Source organism: Anoxybacillus thermarum (assembly GCF_000836725.1).
Classification (GTDB): domain Bacteria; phylum Bacillota; class Bacilli; order Bacillales; family Anoxybacillaceae; genus Anoxybacillus; species Anoxybacillus thermarum.
The window spans coordinates 1-18654 of record NZ_JXTH01000049.1; the positions used below are offsets into that span (position 1 = coordinate 1).

Sequence of the window (18654 nt, forward strand, 5' to 3'; positions counted from 1 at the left end):
CTCCAAAAGGGCCGCCAACAAGACAGCGAACACCTTTTGAAGAGTTCTGACTAATTGTTCCTCCAGCTCTTTTAATAAAGGCCATTCTGTGGTAAAATGTTTCATGGACTCTCTCCCTCCTGTTTTATTGATGTTGGTCATCACCATCATAGCAGGGAGAGAGTCCTTTTTGCATGACATTTGCTTTTTTCTACCGCGCTTCGCTTGGTGGCCCCGACGAGCGTCGCGAACAAAAGTTCGCAACCCTCGTCGGGGAATCATTCCTGAATGTCACCCACAAATATTTTACTCACACGTTGGTGACCGACAATGTTTAAACAACAACCGTTTGAAGCCTACTTAGATGAACTGACAGTCATTACAATTTTAATACCGAACGATGTTGTTCACGAGCGTGCACCGATATTTTTTTTATGTGATAAGGAGCAAACAGCATACCGTTTAACGATTCGTTCAACAGAAAGACAACACTTATTTACAAAATATGAATGTATCGTCCCTTTTATTGTTGAATTAGGAAAACGATATGTTGTTTATACAGAAGAAGGATGGCAAGCCCCTCTACAAGTAGGGGCAGTAATGCGAACAAAAGCGTTCGATGATTTATATGCATATGACGGAAACGATCTTGGTGCAACGTACAAGCCGGAAAAAACGACGTTTAAAGTGTGGGCGCCAACTGCTACAAACGTGTTACTAAAGCTTATTCATCCAACGACGAAAGAAGAAACAACTTATGAAATGATACGAGAACAAAAAGGGGTATGGACGTATACCATTTATGAAAATGTTGAACGATTTTTTTATACGTATATGACGTATGTGAATTTTGTTTGGCGTGAAGCGGTTGATCCTTACGCAAAAGCTGTTTCTGTAAACGGCACATATGGTGTTGTTGTCGACTTGACGAAAACAAATATACCGAAACCAACGATGCCTCCGTTTATTTCTATGACGGATGCGATCATTTATGAAATGCACGTGCGTGATTTTACGATTCATCCTAAAAGTGGGGTGAAACATAAAGGAAAATATCTCGGTTTAACGGAGCGAGATACATTTGGACCGAACGAAACGGTCACAGGTCTTTCGTACGTGAAACAGCTCGGTGTGACACATGTTCAACTCATGCCTGTGCAAGATTTTGAAGGAGTGGATGAACTTCAGCCGCTTCAAATGTACAATTGGGGATACAACACCGTTCACTACAACGCCCCAGAAGGGAGTTATGCAACTGATCCAACCGATCCATACGCACGCATCATTGAGTTAAAACAGGCGATTCGTGCGTTTCAAAAAGAAGGTATTCGCGTCATTTTAGACGTTGTATATAATCACGTATATATTCGAGAAACATCGTCGTTTGAACATCTTGTTCCTGGTTATTATTTTCGATACGGACAAAACGGTTATCCGTCAAACGGGACGGGAGTTGGAAATGATTTAGCATCTGAACGGAAAATGGTGCGAAAATTTATTATTGATTCCGTCATGCATTGGCTAAACGAATATGGTGTTGACGGATTTCGGTTTGACTTAATGGGCATTTTAGATATAGATACGATGAATGACGTCCGTCGAGCGATTGATGCAATAGATCCGACAGTCATTGTGCTCGGGGAAGGTTGGGAGCTAGCTACTCCGTTGCCTCGCGAAAAAAAGACGATGATTGCGAACGCAAAACATACCCCGCGCATCGCTTATTTTAATGATCAATTTCGCGACTATGTAAAAGGCAGCACGTTTCAAGTTCGTGATCGAGGATTTGCATTAGGGGATTGCTCATATAAAGAAGCAGTAATGGAAGTGATTCGCGGAAGTATTCATCTTTTCTTTTCGCCAAGGCAAAGTGTGAATTATGTCGAATGTCACGATAACCATACGCTATGGGATAAAATGATGATTGCCAATGCACATGAGAGCGAATATATTCGACGGAAACGTCAAAAGCTAGCGACAACGATCGTTTTACTATCTCAAGGCATTCCTTTTTTGCATAGCGGTCAAGAGTTTTATCGAACGAAACGAGGGATTGAAAATAGCTATAATGCTCCTGACGAAGTAAACCAAATCGATTGGGAACGCAAAAATGATTGGGAAGAAGACGTGCGGGAAATGATGCTTCTCATTGCCCTTCGTAAAAGACACGGTGCGTTTCGTTTTTTGACTGCCGATCAAGTCCGACGGCATGTGAAGTTTTACGATACACATCCATCTGTCATTGCTTATCAGCTTGTTGATGTTGGACTGTACGGTCCATGGGAACAAATTGTTGTCGTTCACCATAATGAAGAAAAGAAAACGACGTTGCCTCTTTCTGAAGGGGAATGGAAAGTCGTTTTTAGTTCAAATCAAGAAGAAATAGGAAAAGTATACGAACAGTTTGTTGAAATAAATGGAATTGGTACGTGGGTATTAATTGAATGTTGACGTGGAAACGATCAGAAAGATAAAATCTAGTAAGATGACAATCGCTATTTTTATTTTGACTAAGTCGAAAGGTGAGCTCACTTGGAACAGTTACTAGGTAAGGAGTGGGAAATTTCCCCAGCAGGCGGTGCGACAGGGGATGCATATATTGCGGAGCATGATGGGAAGAAGTTGTTTTTAAAGCGCAACTCTTCTCCATTTTTAGCTGTTTTGTCGGCAGAAGGAATCGTTCCAAAATTAGTATGGACGAAACGAATGGAAAACGGGGATGTTATTACAGCACAGCAGTTTTTACAAGCACGCGAATTAAAGCCGCGCGATATGACTAGCAAACAAGTTGCCCAACTGCTTCGAAAAATTCATCGCTCAAAAGAATTGTTAGCGATGATGGAACGGCTCGGTAAAAAACCTTTATTGCCGAATCGTTTACTAGAGGAAGTGAAAAAAAACGAATGTGTCATAAAAGAAAATGCTGTCGTGCAACAGGCTATTGCGTTTTTAGAGAAACATGTAAATGATGTGTATCATGAGGATTATGTCGTTTGTCATTGTGATATGAATCATAACAATTGGTTGTTAACAGAAGATAACCAGCTTTATTTAATTGATTGGGATAGCGCGATGATTGCTGATCCGGCTATTGATATCGGGGTGTTGTTGTATGCTTACATTCCAAGAGAACAATGGGAAAGCTGGTTAGAGCAATACGGTTTACCGTTTCATGAGCAGTTGCTGCTACGTATGAAATGGTATACGTTGGCTCAAACGATCGTGTTGCTTGCATGGCATAAAGGGCGGGGTAATGAAAAGGAAATGCAACGATTGTTGCATTTCCTCGAGCATGTGTTACGTTAATTGATCCATCCATTCAGCGAGTTGTTGTTCATGTTGATCGATGTGTGAAGAAAGATCAGTTGCATTTTTTCCGTTTTGACTGTACGTGTAAATATGGGATAATGTTTGTTTGAGTTCAGAATGGACAGCATCGTTTGCGATTAACGATTTGGCGAGCCGTTCAATTTGTTCACATTCGGCTACTGTCCCTGAACGATCAAGTTGATGCTCTGATAAAATGTCTTTTAACACGGTTAATTGATGCTCATGATTAATGGCCATGTTCATCCCCCTATTCGTTTTATAATATGGCCATTTTTATCTTTTTATATGCAAAGAAACGGAGGATGAGACGTGCGTTTACGAAATAAGCCTTGGGCGAAAGAAAAAATTGCATCATACCCACAATATATCATTCCACAACCGGAACAATATAAAGGCCGTTGGCATGAATTGTTCGCAAACGACCATCCCATTCATATTGAAATCGGGACAGGAAAAGGTCGCTTTATTACGGAAATGGCGAAAATGCATCCACATATCAACTATATCGGCATTGAGTTATATGAAAGCGTCATTGTATGTGCGCTAGACAAGCTTATCGAGAACGATTTGCCAAATTTACGTTTATTGAATGTGAATGCTAAAGAATTAACAAACATTTTTGCAAAGGGAGAAGTCGAGCGCATTTATTTGAATTTCTCCGACCCATGGCCAAAAAAGCGACATGAGAAAAGACGTTTAACATATCGTTCGTTTTTGGAGCTGTATGAAAACATTTTAGTCGATGAAGGGGAAATTCATTTTAAAACAGATAACCGTGGATTGTTTGAATATTCCCTTGTCAGCTTTTCTCAATACGGTTTAGTTCTTCAATATGTCAGCCTTGATCTTCATCGAAGTGATTTTGAAGGAAATGTCATGACAGAGTATGAACAAAAGTTTTCTGAAAAAGGAAATCCCATTTATCGCTGTGAAGTAAAATATCGAAAACCTATGTCGTAATTGGGCATAGGTTTTTTTCTTTTCTGAATATTTTTGTAATGTTAAAATAAATCATGAGAGGGGGAGAACAGATGGAGAAATTAACGATCGGTCGAATAACGATGACGTGGTTGAATGGGGGAATTACACATTTGGATGGGGGAGCGATGTTCGGTGTCGTGCCAAAGCCGCTTTGGATGAAAAAATACCCATGCAACGACCAAAATCAAATTCCGCTTCGCACGGATCCAATTTTATTGCAAGTAGATGGGAAAAACATATTAATTGAATCAGGCATCGGGAAAGGAAAATTGAATGAGAAGCAAAAGAGAAACTTTGGCGTAACGGAAGAATCTGACTTGGAAAATCGTTTGGCGCTTCTTTCTTTAACTCCTGAAGACATTGATCTTGTATTAATGACGCATTTGCACTTCGATCATGCGAGCGGGTTAACAAAATGGGAAGGGGATACGCTCGTTCCAACGTTTCCGCGTGCGCGCATTATTACATCGGCAGTGGAATGGGCGGAGATGAAAGAGCCAAATATTCGTTCGCGCAATACGTATTGGAAAGAGAACTGGGAAGCGATTGTAGAGCAAGTCGATACGTTTGCCGAGCAGTTGGAAGTCGTTTCGGGTGTTACGATGATCCATACAGGCGGTCATAGTGATGGACATGCAATTATTATTATTACATCTGAAGGAGAAACGGCCGTTCATCTCGGCGATTTAATGCCGACGCATGCACATCAAAATCCGCTTTGGGTGATGGCATATGATGATTATCCGATGACGTCCATTTTCGCTAAACAAAAATGGCTCGCCTATGGAATGGAAAACGATGCATGGTTTACGTTTTATCACGATGCGTATTATCGTGCTGTCCGTTGGAATGACGAGTTTCAAATCATTGAATCGATTAAACGTCAATAAAAACCCAAGCCGTTTGCTTGGGTTTTACAATTTGCGTGCTTCAATAATTGTTCCTGTTTTTGCATCAATGAAACACTCATATGCACCAGTTGGACGAGTGATTCCTCCTCGATAGACAGTATAGCGCAACCCGTTTTTTTCAATCATTTCAACGGTTGTTTGAATCCACGATCCTGTAATGTCACCCGTTTGTTGAAAAGCTTCTTTCGCTTTTTGAAGCGCTTGTTCAGATGAAATCAAACGTCTATGTTGCCATTGGTCAAATATGTATGCTGCTGTTGCACCGACAACGATCCCAGTAAGAAACGTTTTTATACGCATCACACATTCCTCCACTTTTTCTTTTAGTATACCGAATTGTTCGAGTGGAAACTACATGTAAAATTCGCTACAATGACAAATAGCGAGAAAAGAAAGGGGATACAGCGATGGATTTGCAGTTATTTCGAACGTTAACGGAATTGCCGGGAGCACCGGGAAATGAACATGCGGTGCGCGCCTTCATGCGTGAACAGTTACAAAAATATGCCGATGAAATTGTGCAAGATCGGCTTGGGAGCATTTTTGGAGTGAAGCGCGGAACGGAAGATGGTCCAGTTGTGATGGTTGCAGGCCATATGGATGAAGTGGGTTTTATGGTCACTGCCATTACAGAACAAGGAATGATTCGCTTTCAACCGCTTGGAAGTTGGTGGGGTCAAGTACTGCTCGCTCAACGTGTACAAATTATAACGGATCGCGGTCCTGTTGTTGGTGTGATCGGTTCGATTCCTCCTCATTTGCTTGACGAAGAGCAGCGAAAAAAGCCAATGGATATAAACAATATGCTCATTGATGTTGGGGCAGATGATCGGAATGATGCAGAGCGCATGGGCATTCGCCCGGGGCAACAAATTGTGCCTATTTGTCCGTTTACACCGATGGCAAACGAGAAAAAAATTATGGCGAAAGCGTGGGACAATCGTTACGGTTGTGGTTTAGCCATTGAATTGTTAAAAGAGTTAAAAGATGAAACGCTACCGAATGTATTATATTCTGGAGCGACGGTCCAAGAAGAAGTTGGGCTTCGTGGGGCGCAAACGGCGGCAACAATGATCAAACCAGATATTTTCTTTGCGCTAGATGCAAGCCCAGCGAATGACATGACAGGAGACGAAAAAGAGTTTGGGCATCTCGGCAAAGGTGCACTTGTACGCATTTACGATCGTACAATGATTACGCATCGCGGCATGCGTGAATTTATTTTAGATATCGCAGAAACGAACAACATTCCATACCAATATTTTATTTCACCAGGCGGTGGAACAGATGCAGGAAGAGTACATATCGCCAATAGTGGCGTCCCTTCAGCTGTCATTGGCATTTGTGCACGCTATATTCATACGCATGCTTCCATCATTCATGTGGATGACTACGAAGCGGCAAAACAGCTATTAGTCGCTCTTGTGAAACGATGTGACCGTGCGACAGTAGACGCCATTCGTCATAACGCTTAAGGGGATCGAGAGATGAACATAGCTGTTGGAACGAAAAATAATACGAAAGTGAAAGCGGTAAAGGCTGCGTTTCATGAGGCACACTATACGATTATTTCGAGTGATGTGCAACCGAGCGTGTCAAAACAGCCGTTTTCCGATGAAGAAACGTTGCAAGGTGCCATTGAGCGAGCAACGTTAGCTGTTTGCAAACAACAAGCACACATCGGGATCGGTTTAGAAGGTGGTGTGTTCATCGCACAAAACGGATCCATTTGGTTATGTAATTGGGGGGCGCTCGTTGATCGAGAGGGGGTTGTTGTTGTGGCAGGAGGGGCGCGTATTCCCCTCCCTGCTGAAATCGGTGAACAATTAAGAGGTGGAAAAGAATTAGCTGAAGTGATGGATGAATACGCAAATCGTTGCGACGTTCGTTCAAATGAAGGGGCGATTGGTATTTTGACGAACGGAGCGATCGATCGAACAACGATGTATACACATATTGTTCATATGTTAAAAGGGCAGTATGAACATCAAAAGAAAGGATGGACAGATAGATGAAAACAATCGAACGTATGGAGCAATATAACGAAGTCATTCAACATGGGAAAGTCATTATGATGTTTACGGCTGATTGGTGTCCTGATTGTCAAGTTATCAAGCCGATTTTGCCAGAAATCGAAGAACAGTTTTCGGATTATACGTTTTATGCGGTTGATCGCGATCAATTGCTCGATTTGTTTACAGCGCATAACGTATTCGGCATTCCGAGCTTTATCGCGTATGAAAACGGGCAAGAACGAGGACGATTTGTCAGCAAAGATCGGAAAACAAAAGAAGAAATCATCGCTTTTATTGAACATTTAGGTGAGCGTGATGAATAGTAAACAAATAAGCGAGCATATTCAACAGCGATTATCTCATTATCCATGGGAGTTTCAATGGGATCGAAAAAAAGATACACTCCGCATTGAACATCGCGAAACGAAAAAAGGAGTGACGATCTCCTTGCCTCCAATTATTGCGAAATGGGAACTAGAAAAAGAGCGCGCCATTGATGAAGTCGTTTATTATGTAGAACAAACATTGAACGCATTACATGATGATTCACCGTTGCGTGGAAAAGAAAAGCACGTATATCCAGTTATTCGTTCTACTTCGTTTCCGACAAAGACGAACGAAGGAGCAATGTTTATTTATGATGAGCATACGGCAGAAACGCGCATTTATTATGCACTTGATTTAGGGACAACGTATCGGCTTATTGATGAGCGTTTAGTTGAATCGGAGCGTTGGGATGTGCAACAATTAAAAGAAATTGCGCGTTTTAATGTTCGGTCATTGCCGACAACGGTAAAAGAAGACCGTGTTGCAGGCAATACGTTTTACTTTTTGAATACAAACGATGGGTATGATGCAAGTCGTATATTAAACGATGCTTTTTTGAAAAATTTTTCTGAAAAAATAAAGGGAACGATGTTATTGGCAGTTCCTCATCAAGATGTGCTTATTATTGCTGACATTGAGAACGAAATCGGATATGATGTACTTGCGCAGTTGACGATGAGTTTTTTTGCAAGCGGTCGAGTGCCGATTACCGCCCTCTCATTTTCATATGAAGATGGGCAACTTCAACCGATTTTTATTCTCGGAAAAAACCGTCGAAAGGATGAGAAACGATGAATGTATTTTACAATCGTGAAGGGATCGGGGATACGTTACTTATTACATTGAAAGCTGTTGATCCGCAAGTGCGAGCTTTTGAGAAAAAAGGAGATGTCGTGCGCATTTTCAATGAGCAGACAGGTGAGACAGTCGGTTACAATATTTTTCACGCGTCTACATACGGCACATTTGAAGGAAATGGTGTTGTCGAACGAACAGAACAACTGATTGCGACAATTAATGATATACTGCAAAAAAATGGTGTAGATGAGCAAGTAGTGGCTGATTTGTCACCGAAGTTTGTTGTTGGTTACGTGAAACAAAAAGAGAAACACCCGAATGCGGATAAATTAAGCGTTTGTCAAGTCGATGTCGGTACGGAGACGTTGCAAATTGTATGTGGCGCTCCAAACGTTGACGCTGGGCAAAAAGTTGTTGTTGCAAAAGTTGGGGCAGTTATGCCAAGCGGTCTTGTCATTCAAGAGGCAGAGCTGCGTGGCGTAAAATCTTACGGAATGATTTGTTCTGCACGCGAACTAAACTTACCGAACGCTCCTCAGGAGAAAGGCATTCTCGTTTTGAATGATGAGTACGAAGTAGGCCAACCATTTTTCAGCTGACTTCCGTTGCGGCAGTCAGCTTTTTTTGTGATAAAATAAAACTGAATGTACAAAGAAAGAGTGAGGACTGAATGGGTTGGTTAAAGGCATTATTTCGTTATTTATTTGGAGAGAACGATGAGATAAAAGAAGCGCGAAAACATTCTCCATCCGCCCCAAAAAACGAACATAAAGAGATGGAGGCAAAAGTCGTTTATGAATATCCGAAAGGAAAGTTTCGCTTTCCGTTAATTCCAGATGAACCGAAAGAAAGAAGAAAAGATAGAATAGATGAAACGTCGTCACAAACGAGTTCATTTGAGAAAAAAGTATATCGTCTCGATCGTAAAGTGGGTGAATCACGCGCATTTCGCCCAACGGATGTCCCGTCGCCTGTATTTGGTTATAAACGAATGGAACGTGTAGAACGAAAAAATGAAGATAAACAAATGGTTGAATTTGAACTTCCGAGTGTTGAAAAAGTCGAAACAAACGAATGCTTGAATGTAGAGGCAACTGAATCGATAGAAAAAGAAGAACATCTTGTTGCTGAGACAAACGAACATGCGCATCAAGGGAGTGAGTCACTTCACAACGAGATCGGTGATTTTGTTCATGAAAAGGAAGACGAAAAACAAGAAGAAGCAGAAATTGCTGAAGAGAAAACAGAACAAAAACAGCCGCAAGAAAATAAAGAGCAGGAGCGATTAGAAGAAAAAGAGGAGCGAGTACGTCAGCGAAGTGGTGTGCCATACAATGTGATGATGTTAAAGCAAGATCGGGAAAAATGGGAAGAGCGAAAAAAACAGTCAACGTACGTGTTTCCGTCCTTATCGTTGTTGCATCCGCCGCTTATCCGTCATGAAGATGATGAAATATGGTTAAGAGAACAAGCGGAGCGGTTGAATGAGACGTTTAAAAATTTTAACGTTGGAGCAAAGGTTGTTCATGTAACGAAAGGTCCGACGGTTACTCGTTTTGAAGTACAGCCGGAACTTGGTGTGAAAGTGAATAAAATTACGAATTTAGCAGATGATATTAAATTAAATTTGGCAGCTGTAGATATTCGCATGGAAGCACCTATTCCAGGAAAAAACACGATAGGGATTGAAGTGCCGAATCGATCAAGTCGCCCTGTCTTTATTCGCGAAGTATTACAAAGCGAAGCGTTTCAGAAGTCAGACTCTCCCCTAACCGTTGCTTTAGGGCTAGATATTTCAGGGAAACCAATTGTTACCGATTTAAAAAAGATGCCACATGGGTTGATCGCTGGGGCAACAGGATCAGGAAAAAGTGTATGTATGAATGCGATGTTAGTCAGCTTGTTGTATAAAGCAACACCACATGAAGTGAAGTTGCTATTGATCGATCCGAAAATGGTTGAGCTTGCACCATACAATCATATTCCACACTTAGTCAGTCCAGTTATTACTGATGCAAAAGCAGCAACAGCAGCGTTAAAATGGGCTGTGTCTGAAATGGAGCGACGATACGAACTATTCGCGCATACGGGTGTGCGTGATATTGTTCGTTACAACGATCTAGTACGAAAAGCACAAAAGACGGAACAACACTTACCTTATATCGTCATTGTTATTGATGAGCTTGCAGATTTAATGATGGTTGCGCCCGCTGATGTCGAGGAAGCGATTTGTCGTATTGCTCAAAAAGCGCGAGCATGCGGTATGCACTTGCTTGTTGCTACACAACGGCCATCAGTAGATGTTATTACCGGCTTAATCAAAGCAAATATTCCAACGCGCATTGCCTTTTCTGTGTCGTCACAAATTGATTCGCGTACGATTATTGATATAAACGGTGCGGAAAAGTTACTTGGGCGAGGCGATATGTTATTTTTAGAAAATGGAACAGCGAAACCGATTCGTCTACAAGGCAATTTCGTATCCGATGAAGAAATTGAGCGCGTTGTTGCCCATGTGCGTCAGCAAATGGAACCATCTTATTTATTTCAGCATGACGAGCTGTTGCAACAACATGTACAAGCTGATGAAGATGATGAATTGTTTTATGAGGCGTGTGAGTTTGTTGTTCAACAGGGGGGCGCTTCCACATCAAGTTTACAACGTCGCTTTCGCATTGGCTACAACCGAGCAGCACGCTTAATCGAGATGATGGAGCAGCGCGGAATCGTCTCCGCTCCGAAAGGAAGCAAGCCACGCGATGTTTTAATTGATGAACAAGATCTTGAACAACTACAAGACACGATTTAGATAAAGTGGTCGTGAAATAGAAAACATGCTATGCTAAATACGTGAAAACGATGGTTGAAGGGGAAAGTAAAATGAAGGAAATCGAATTAAAGCTACAAGGAAAGATTAAACGGTTAACGAATAAAACGTTTAAATTTGATGAGCGTGTGCGAGATGGCTGGTTTTCGGCTGTATATTTTTTGAAAACGCGCGAAATTGTAAAACAATTTCGCCCAAATAATATTGTCACGATGCAATTTTTTCAAAAAGAACATGCCGTTTTATGCGGAACGGATGAAGTGATTGCTTTATTGCATACGTTTGCGGATGAGCCAGAAAAATTAGAAATTTATTCATTAAAAGACGGAGATAAAATTAGTCCGTTTGAGACAGTGCTCACTATTACCGGTCCGTATCAAAATTTCGGGTATTTAGAAGGCATTATTGATGGAATTTTAGCGCGCCGAACATCTGTAGCAACAAACGTGTATAACGTTGTTAAAGCAGCAGCTTTATCTGGTGTACAAAAACCGGTCATTTTTATGGGAGATCGTGATGACCATTTTATGATGCAAGCAGGCGACGGATATGCTGCTTTTATTGGTGGTTCAACTGCACAAGCGACACATGCGATGAACGAATGGTGGGGAAAACAAGGAATGGGGACGATGCCGCATGCGCTCATTCAATTGTTTGATGGTGATGTTGTTGCGGCGGCAAAGGCGTATCACGAAAAATATCCAGACGATGATTTAATTGTTCTTGTTGATTATAACAATGACTGTATTACAGATGCGCTGAAAGTGGCGCGGGAGTTTGGTGATAAGTTAAAGGCTGTTCGCGTTGATACGTCTCGAACAATGATCGACCAATATTTTATTCGCCATCCAGAAGTGCTCGGTACATTTGATCCGCGTGGGGTTAATCCACCACTTATTTTCGCTTTGCGTGAGGCACTCGATCGCGAAGGATTTGAGCATGTGAAAATCGTTGTTAGCGGTGGATTTAACGAACAGCGCATTATTGAGTTCGAAAAGCAAGGTGTGCCGGTTGATATGTACGGTGTAGGAAGCAGTTTGTTAAAAGTACATATCGGTTTTACTGGTGATAACGTATTATTAAACGGAAAACATCAAGCGAAAGCAGGCCGCCGTTATCGTCCAAATCCACGCCTTGAAAAAGTGGAGTATACTGGTCAGTAACACGGAAAAACTGATAGAAGAACGATGCTTCTATCAGTTTTTCTTATCATTGCTTGCAAACGATGGTATAATGAAGTTTGTTACATAAGATGAAAATAGCAAAACGGAATTTGTGTCATATACTGTTATATAGATCAACGATAGTTGGTGGAGGTTTTTTTATGACTATTTACCATTTTGTCGGCATTAAAGGAACTGGAATGAGCGCACTTGCTCAAGTGTTACATGATATGAAATGTGTTGTGCAAGGTTCAGATTACGATAAGCGGTTTTTTACGCAAGAAGCTTTAGAAGAACGGGGAATTCCTATCTTCCCGTTTAGTGCTGAAAATATTCAACAAGATATGGTTGTGATCGCAGGGAACGCATTTCCAGATACTCATGAAGAAATTGTAGCCGCTCGCGAACTCGGTGTACCTGTCATTCGTTACCATCAATTTTTAGGTGAATTTTTACAAAAATTCACTAGTATCGCTGTGACAGGCGCCCATGGAAAGACGTCAACGACCGGATTGCTCGCTCATGTGATGCAAGGCGCGCAACCAACGTCATATTTGATTGGGGATGGTTCGGGAAAGGGAAGAGAAGGAAGTAAGTATTTTGTATTTGAAGCGTGCGAGTATCGTCGGCATTTTTTAGCCTATTCTCCTGATTATGCGATTATGACAAATATTGATTTTGATCATCCAGATTATTTTGCAAATATTGAAGATGTGTTTTCAGCATTTCAACAAATGGCATGGCAAGTAAAAAAAGGAATTATCGCCTGTGGAGATGATGAATATTTACAAAAAATCCAAGCGAAAGTTCCTGTTGTTTTTTATGGATTTGGCGAAGATAATGATTTCCAAGCACGAAATATTGTAAAAACATCGGAAGGTACATCGTTTGATGTGTTTGTGCGCCACACGTTTTTCGCTTCTTTTCATATTCCACGATATGGCGATCATAACGTGCTTAATGCGCTCGCTGTCATTGCGCTTTGCCATTATGAAGGAATTGATGTAAGCATTATTCAAGAAAGATTAAAAACGTTTCCTGGGGTGAAACGTCGCTTTCATGAGAAGCCGTTCGGTTCGCAAGTGCTTATTGATGATTATGCTCATCATCCGACAGAAATACGGGCAACGATTGAGGCAGCAAGACAAAAGTATCCAGAGCGTCAAATTGTTGCGATTTTTCAACCCCACACATATACACGAACGCAAACATTTTTACAACAGTTTGCGGAAAGTTTATCGCTTGCTGATGCGGTATATTTGTGCGATATTTTTGGTTCAGCGCGCGAGCATCAAGGGAAATTGTCAATCGAAGATTTACGTGAAAAAATTGATGGAGCAAAGCTTTTGCATGAGGAACAAGTTGATGTGTTAAAACAGCATGATCACGCTGTCCTTATTTTTATGGGGGCGGGCGATATTCAAAAATTTCAAGAGAAATACGAACAATCGGTTCACGTATAAGCAAAAAGCAACTATGATGTACTCATAGTTGCTTTTTTCATTTGTTCGTATGTGACGTTCCAATGTGAAGCATGCCACTCTACCCCTTGTTCCGTCACCCATAACACTTGAGGGGATTCGTGCTTTACTTGGAACGCTTGTGCAATATGTTGTGACAAAGGGCGAGCATGTTGCACATGCAAGTAATAGGCGCGGATGTGTGGAAAATCGTTTGTAAAACGCTCAAACTCCCCCCATGCCCGATGACTAATTGGACATGTAAGGCTATGTTTCATAAATAAAAACGGGCGATGTGACAAGCAAATTTGCTCAAATTGCTCAATTGTTTCAACTTTCTCCATGTGCATCAGTTCCTTTATTCAAACGTTTTTCGGCATCATGAACCGCCTGTTCGGTTTCTTTTAATAACTGTTCTACATCTGATGAAGGGAGCGGAATCGGGATAGATGAAACCGCCTGTGGCTTCTCTTGTTCACTTTTTGTCGGTTCCTCTTTTTCTTCACTTTTCCCCCATTTGTTTATATTGCTCTCTTTTAACTCATTCAATAGCTGCTTCCCTTGTTCTGTTGATTCAGTCAATAACTGCTTTCCACGTTCGCTTGACAAGAACAGTGCTGCTGCTGCACCCGCAATTCCCCCAACGATTGCCCCGAGTAGAAAAGAACCGTTTTTCGCCATATGAAAGCCTCCTTACTTTCGTTTCTCTTTCCATTTTGTCCATATTTCAATGAGTGTTTGTCCCCATCGAATCGCCTGCGTAATTTTTTTTTCGTTTGTTGTTAACGTTTTAGAAATCGAGTCGCTAAATGTTTGAACGGTAACACCTACTTGCTTTACCGCATCGAATACGCTTTGCAAGCTTTCTGCTTTTTTATGCACGTCATCTGCGAGAGCATTCGTCTTATGTAGTAATTGTGCCGTTTCTTTCCCGATTTCATGCATTTGTTTTTCAACTTCTTCCACAGTTTTCGCGACGTGTTGTAACGTCGTTTGAAGTGTTTTTAATGTTTGGACGACATAAATGACTAAAATAAGAAAAGCGATCGCAATGAGTGCAATGCTACTATACAAAATGATGTCCATTGTAGAAAAACTCCTTTCTGTCTACCTTACGATCTATTCGACAAAAAGAGAAAAAATCCTGCAAAAAACTCCAAATTTTTTGTGGATCGGTTACAATATACATGTACATACGATGAAATGGAGGAATACAAAATGAAAGATCCGCGCATTGAAAAGTTGGCGAAAAACTTAATTCATTACTCGCTTCGTCTGCAAAAAGGAGAAAAAGTATTAATCGAAAACTTCGGTTTGCAACGGGAGTTCGTCATTGCGCTTGTGCGTGAAGCGTACGCTGTAGGAGCGTATCCGTTTGTTTCATTAAAAGATCATCAAGTTGATCGTGCGCTTTTGCTTGGTGCGCAAGAAGAGCAGTTTCACATGATGGCTGAATTTGAAGCAAATGTCATGAAAGAAATGGATGCTTACATCGGATTACGTGCCGGGGATAACATTAACGAGTTTGCGGATGTGCCAGCTGACAAAATGAAAATTCACGGAAAAACGATTATGCAAAAAGTGCATCGGGACATACGCGTACCGAAAACGAAATGGGTCGTGCTCCGCTATCCGAATCCGTCTATGGCACAGCTCGCGAAAATGAGCACAGAGGCGTTTGAAGATTTTTATTTCAACGTATGTAACTTAGACTACGGCAAAATGGATAAAGCGATGGATGCCCTTGTTGAGTTGATGAATAAAACAGACGAAGTGCGCATTACAGGGCCAGGTACAGATTTAACGTTCTCCATTAAAGATATTCCTGCTATAAAATGTTCAGGTCAAATGAATATTCCAGACGGAGAAGTGTATACGGCTCCTGTTCGCGATTCCGTCAATGGTACAATTACATTTAATACGCCTTCGCCTTATCAAGGCTTTACGTTTGAAAATGTCAAATTAACGTTTAAAGATGGAAAAATTGTTGAAGCAACAGCAAACGATACAGAACGGATTAATCAAATTTTTGATACAGATGAAGGGGCGCGTTACATCGGTGAATTTGCGATCGGGGTCAACCCGTACATTCAACATCCGATGCAAGACATTTTATTTGATGAAAAAATCGATGGTAGCTTCCATTTCACACCGGGGCAATGCTACGATGAAGCGTACAATGGCAACCATTCGAACATCCATTGGGATATGGTTATGATCCAACGTCCAGAATATGGTGGCGGTGAAATATATTTTGATGGTGTACTTATTCGTAAAGATGGACGTTTTGTCCTTCCAGAGTTACAACCATTAAACCCAGAAAACTTAAAATAAAAGAAAAAAGCAACTATGGACTGCTCATAGTTGCTTTTTTTTATGCCAAACAATTTCAAGTTGATCACCTGGGGCAAGCGTCTCGTAAAATGTTGTTGGTTTGCCGTTTTTTAGTAATGTAAATGTTGTTGACGCTCCTTGAGGAATATCAACTTGAACGTATTGAAATATATCTTGAAAAATAAACGGCTCGATTTTCTGTTCGCTAAATTGAAGCTCATCTCCATGTTGAACGAGATCGTTCTCATGAAGCTGTTCACCGTTACGATAAAACGCAACAACTTGTTTTGTTAATGTTAATGTTTCACCGTTAAATATAATTGGAAGCGAGTAATGAAGTTTCAGCTGTCTTGATTCAGCTATTTGGGCAACTGTTCGTTCATTTTGTTGATGAACGATGATGTCATCCCCGTCTTCAAACGGTGCGTAGCGTGGGCATTCCATTCCGTTTCGATATATCGTTGCGCACCATTCAGAAAATTTTATTTTTTTTCCATTTAAAGTGATCGTAAATGGCTCAAGCTGTTGAAGAAGATCGTCATTTTTTGTTGCTTGCAAAAGTTGTTCCATCGTTTCTGGCATATGAACGACAATGTCGTCTCGATCACATAAAACAGCATCGAGGGAAGCGGGTTCTCCATTCCGCAACACAAGCGGTTCAATCGTATATTGTTGCCCGTTGATCGTCACTTGTTTTGTCGGTAATGATTCAAGCAAATCACCAAGTTGAACGGTTGCTTGCTTCCCATCTTTCCCTTTTTCAACAACGATACGGTCACCGTTTTTAATAGGTGTATCGAATGTTGCCGTCTCACCATTTTTCATAATGATTGGTGGCTCTCCATGTGTTCCTGGAATAGTAATTGTATTTCCGTTTAACGTGACGACGCAAGCTAGGCCAGGCTTTCCATATAGTTTATGTAATTGAATACCTGCAGCTAATAGCGCATCACCGATCGTCAGTTGTTTCATATCAAATAAACGAATCGATTGTCCGTTTACCTCTACCGTTACGTATTGAATCGGTGTTTGCTTTGCAGCAATTGCAATGCCAATGGGGGTGACGAGCTCTGGACGATGTTTCATTTCTTCACGATCGATGTGCAACTTTTGAATGGCATCAATGCCACGAATAGCGACGCGATTTTCAGGAAGATGGAGCTTTTGAGCGAGCCGCCTTGGCAGTTCTGGCGTCAAGCTTCCCCCTCCAACAAGCATCACTGCTTTCGGCGATTGATGATTATTTAATCGTAAAATTTCTTTGCTGATCGCATCAGCAAGTCGATCAATCGCCTCAGAAATAGTTGCAATCATTTGTTCGCGAGGTACTTCTGTTTCAAAACCGAGAATGTCTGTAATTGTTACCGTCTCTTTTGTATGTAAGTCACGTTTCGCCTGTTCGGCAAGAGGAAAATCGAGTAAATATGCATCAGAAATCGCCTCTGTAATTTCATCTCCCGCCATCGGCACCATTCCGTAAGCAATGACTGTCCCGCCATCCGTAATTGCGATATCGGACGTCCCTGCACCAATATCTACAAGCGCAACATTTAATCGCCGCATCGTCGGAGGAATGAGTACATTGAGTGCAGCGATTGGCTCGAGTGTTAGCGCCTCCATTTCTAAATGGGCGCGTTGCAGTGCTGCAAGAAGCGACTCGACGACAAGTTTCGGTAAAAATGTGGCGATGACTTCAACGCTCGCTTCATCTCCTTGTTGATCAATTAAGCTACCGATTTCTTCCCCATCAATTTCATAGCGCGTCACCGAATAACCGACGCAGTAATAATGATGACTTTTTTCATTCGATGATTTTTCCGCTAACGTCATTTGTGCTTGTTGAACGGCGGCGAGTTCTAAATACATCACATCTTCATGAGTTAAAAGCGGCTTACCTTTGATTGAAATCGTCGTTTTTCCTTTTTCTGTTTTTAGTGAACGACCTGCTGCTGCGACGCATACACGTGTAAGAGGTTCATGACGTTCCTCTAACGTTTTTTTTATATCGTTAATGACTTTTGAAACAGCAAGTACGTCATGAATTTGCCCGTCAAGCATTGCTCGTTCTTCATGTTCTTTGATGACAATGTCTTCAACTTGATATTGTCCGTCTGTTTCCTTTAAAATAATGCCAACTACTGAACGAGTGCCAATATCTAATGCAAAAATCAAGCTTCCCACCTTCTTTTTTTGAAAATTAAAAAATTCTTTATTACTTAAACGCGTTTTATAAAGTGTGAGTAAAATATTTGTGGGTGACATTCAGGAATGATTCCCCGACGAGGGTTGCGAACTTTTGTTCGCGACGCTCGTCGGGGCCACCAAGCGAAGCGCGGTAGAAAAAAGCAAATGTCATGCAAAAAGGACTCTCTCCCTGCTATGATGGTGATGACCAACATCAATAAAACAGGAGGGAGAGAGTCCATGAAACATTTTACCACAGAATGGCCTTTATTAAAAGAGCTGGAGGAACAATTAGTCAGAACTCTTCAAAAGGTGTTCGCTGTCTTGTTGGCGGCCCTTTTGGAG

General features: G+C 41.4%; 19 protein-coding genes. 13 read left to right on the forward strand and 6 right to left on the reverse strand.

Annotation, left to right across the window (positions count from 1 at the left end; all coding sequences use genetic code 11):
- Positions 1-309 precede the first annotated feature (309 nt).
- Both pulA and LH47_RS11015 read left to right on the forward strand, forming a co-directional pair.
- Positions 310-2430, forward strand: coding sequence for a type I pullulanase (gene pulA / locus LH47_RS11010; RefSeq protein WP_043967474.1), 2121 nt, complete (start codon positions 310-312; stop codon positions 2428-2430).
- An 81-nt stretch (positions 2431-2511) separates the two neighbouring features.
- Positions 2512-3285: a phosphotransferase family protein gene (locus LH47_RS11015; RefSeq protein ID WP_043967476.1), complete on the forward strand. Its 774-nt coding sequence runs from the start codon at positions 2512-2514 to the stop codon at positions 3283-3285.
- On the opposite strand, the gene LH47_RS11020 is transcribed toward LH47_RS11015, so the two are convergent.
- Entirely contained in the window at positions 3277-3546 is a 270-nt protein-coding gene (locus LH47_RS11020; protein WP_021095589.1) for a YtzH-like family protein, read from the reverse strand. The two genes, LH47_RS11015 and LH47_RS11020, sit on opposite strands and share 9 nt — an antisense overlap.
- Before the next feature lie 72 nt (positions 3547-3618).
- On the opposite strand from LH47_RS11020, the gene trmB reads away from it, so the two are divergent.
- Positions 3619-4269, forward strand: a complete 651-nt coding sequence (gene trmB, locus LH47_RS11025) for a tRNA (guanosine(46)-N7)-methyltransferase TrmB (protein ID WP_021095590.1) — start codon at positions 3619-3621, stop codon at positions 4267-4269.
- Positions 4270-4340: 71 nt separating this feature from the next.
- Positions 4341-5180 (forward strand): YtnP family quorum-quenching lactonase, encoded by an 840-nt coding sequence (locus LH47_RS11030; RefSeq protein WP_043967478.1) that lies wholly within the window; start codon positions 4341-4343, stop codon positions 5178-5180.
- A 24-nt stretch (positions 5181-5204) separates the two neighbouring features.
- Here LH47_RS11030 and LH47_RS11035 read toward each other — a convergent pair whose 3' ends face one another.
- On the reverse strand, positions 5205-5501 hold the full coding sequence (locus tag LH47_RS11035; RefSeq protein ID WP_043967479.1) for a PepSY domain-containing protein: 297 nt from the start codon (positions 5499-5501) through the stop codon (positions 5205-5207).
- Positions 5502-5608: 107 nt separating this feature from the next.
- Here LH47_RS11035 and LH47_RS11040 point away from each other — a divergent pair, with 107 nt between their 5' ends.
- The 8 genes from LH47_RS11040 (at position 5609) to murC (ending at position 13794) form a co-directional block, all read left to right on the forward strand.
- On the forward strand, positions 5609-6676 hold the full coding sequence (locus tag LH47_RS11040; protein WP_043967482.1) for a M42 family metallopeptidase: 1068 nt from the start codon (positions 5609-5611) through the stop codon (positions 6674-6676).
- Between the two features lie 12 nt (positions 6677-6688).
- The gene (locus tag LH47_RS11045; protein ID WP_043967483.1) at positions 6689-7216 is read left to right on the forward strand and encodes a DUF84 family protein; all 528 of its coding nucleotides are present in this window, start codon (positions 6689-6691) and stop codon (positions 7214-7216) included.
- Complete coding sequence (locus LH47_RS11050) at positions 7213-7539, forward strand: thioredoxin family protein (protein ID WP_043967485.1); 327 nt, start codon at positions 7213-7215, stop codon at positions 7537-7539. Before LH47_RS11045 ends, LH47_RS11050 begins: the two co-directional genes overlap by 4 nt.
- Positions 7532-8338 carry a DUF1444 domain-containing protein gene (locus LH47_RS11055; protein WP_043967487.1) on the forward strand — a complete coding sequence of 269 codons (807 nt, stop codon included), beginning with the start codon at positions 7532-7534 and terminating at the stop codon, positions 8336-8338. The genes LH47_RS11050 and LH47_RS11055 overlap by 8 nt, the downstream gene beginning before the upstream one ends.
- Positions 8335-8940, forward strand: a complete 606-nt coding sequence (gene ytpR / locus LH47_RS11060; RefSeq protein WP_043967490.1) for a YtpR family tRNA-binding protein — start codon at positions 8335-8337, stop codon at positions 8938-8940. Before LH47_RS11055 ends, ytpR begins: the two co-directional genes overlap by 4 nt.
- Before the next feature lie 71 nt (positions 8941-9011).
- Positions 9012-11150: a DNA translocase FtsK gene (locus LH47_RS11065; RefSeq protein WP_043967492.1), complete on the forward strand. Its 2139-nt coding sequence runs from the start codon at positions 9012-9014 to the stop codon at positions 11148-11150.
- A 71-nt stretch (positions 11151-11221) separates the two neighbouring features.
- Positions 11222-12331: a nicotinate phosphoribosyltransferase gene (locus LH47_RS11070; protein ID WP_021095599.1), complete on the forward strand. Its 1110-nt coding sequence runs from the start codon at positions 11222-11224 to the stop codon at positions 12329-12331.
- Between the two features lie 161 nt (positions 12332-12492).
- Positions 12493-13794 carry a UDP-N-acetylmuramate--L-alanine ligase gene (gene murC, locus LH47_RS11075; protein ID WP_043967493.1) on the forward strand — a complete coding sequence of 434 codons (1302 nt, stop codon included), beginning with the start codon at positions 12493-12495 and terminating at the stop codon, positions 13792-13794.
- 11 nt (positions 13795-13805) lie between these two features.
- Here murC and ytxJ read toward each other — a convergent pair whose 3' ends face one another.
- From ytxJ to LH47_RS11090, 3 genes are read right to left on the reverse strand one after another with little or no spacing between them, the layout of a single operon-like run.
- Complete coding sequence (gene ytxJ / locus LH47_RS11080) at positions 13806-14135, reverse strand: bacillithiol system redox-active protein YtxJ (RefSeq protein WP_043967495.1); 330 nt, start codon at positions 14133-14135, stop codon at positions 13806-13808.
- Positions 14122-14472 (reverse strand): hypothetical protein, encoded by a 351-nt coding sequence (locus LH47_RS11085; RefSeq protein WP_043967497.1) that lies wholly within the window; start codon positions 14470-14472, stop codon positions 14122-14124. The genes ytxJ and LH47_RS11085 overlap by 14 nt, the downstream gene beginning before the upstream one ends.
- Before the next feature lie 12 nt (positions 14473-14484).
- Positions 14485-14877, reverse strand: coding sequence for a DUF948 domain-containing protein (locus LH47_RS11090; protein ID WP_043967499.1), 393 nt, complete (start codon positions 14875-14877; stop codon positions 14485-14487).
- A gap of 132 nt (positions 14878-15009) precedes the next feature.
- Between LH47_RS11090 and LH47_RS11095 the strand changes: the two genes are divergently transcribed.
- Positions 15010-16125 carry an aminopeptidase gene (locus LH47_RS11095; RefSeq protein ID WP_043967502.1) on the forward strand — a complete coding sequence of 372 codons (1116 nt, stop codon included), beginning with the start codon at positions 15010-15012 and terminating at the stop codon, positions 16123-16125.
- A 24-nt stretch (positions 16126-16149) separates the two neighbouring features.
- Here the strand turns inward: LH47_RS11095 and pilM are convergent, their stop codons facing one another.
- Positions 16150-18306, reverse strand: a complete 2157-nt coding sequence (gene pilM, locus LH47_RS11100; RefSeq protein ID WP_043967503.1) for a cell division protein FtsA — start codon at positions 18304-18306, stop codon at positions 16150-16152.
- Between the last annotated feature and the right edge of the window lie 348 nt (positions 18307-18654).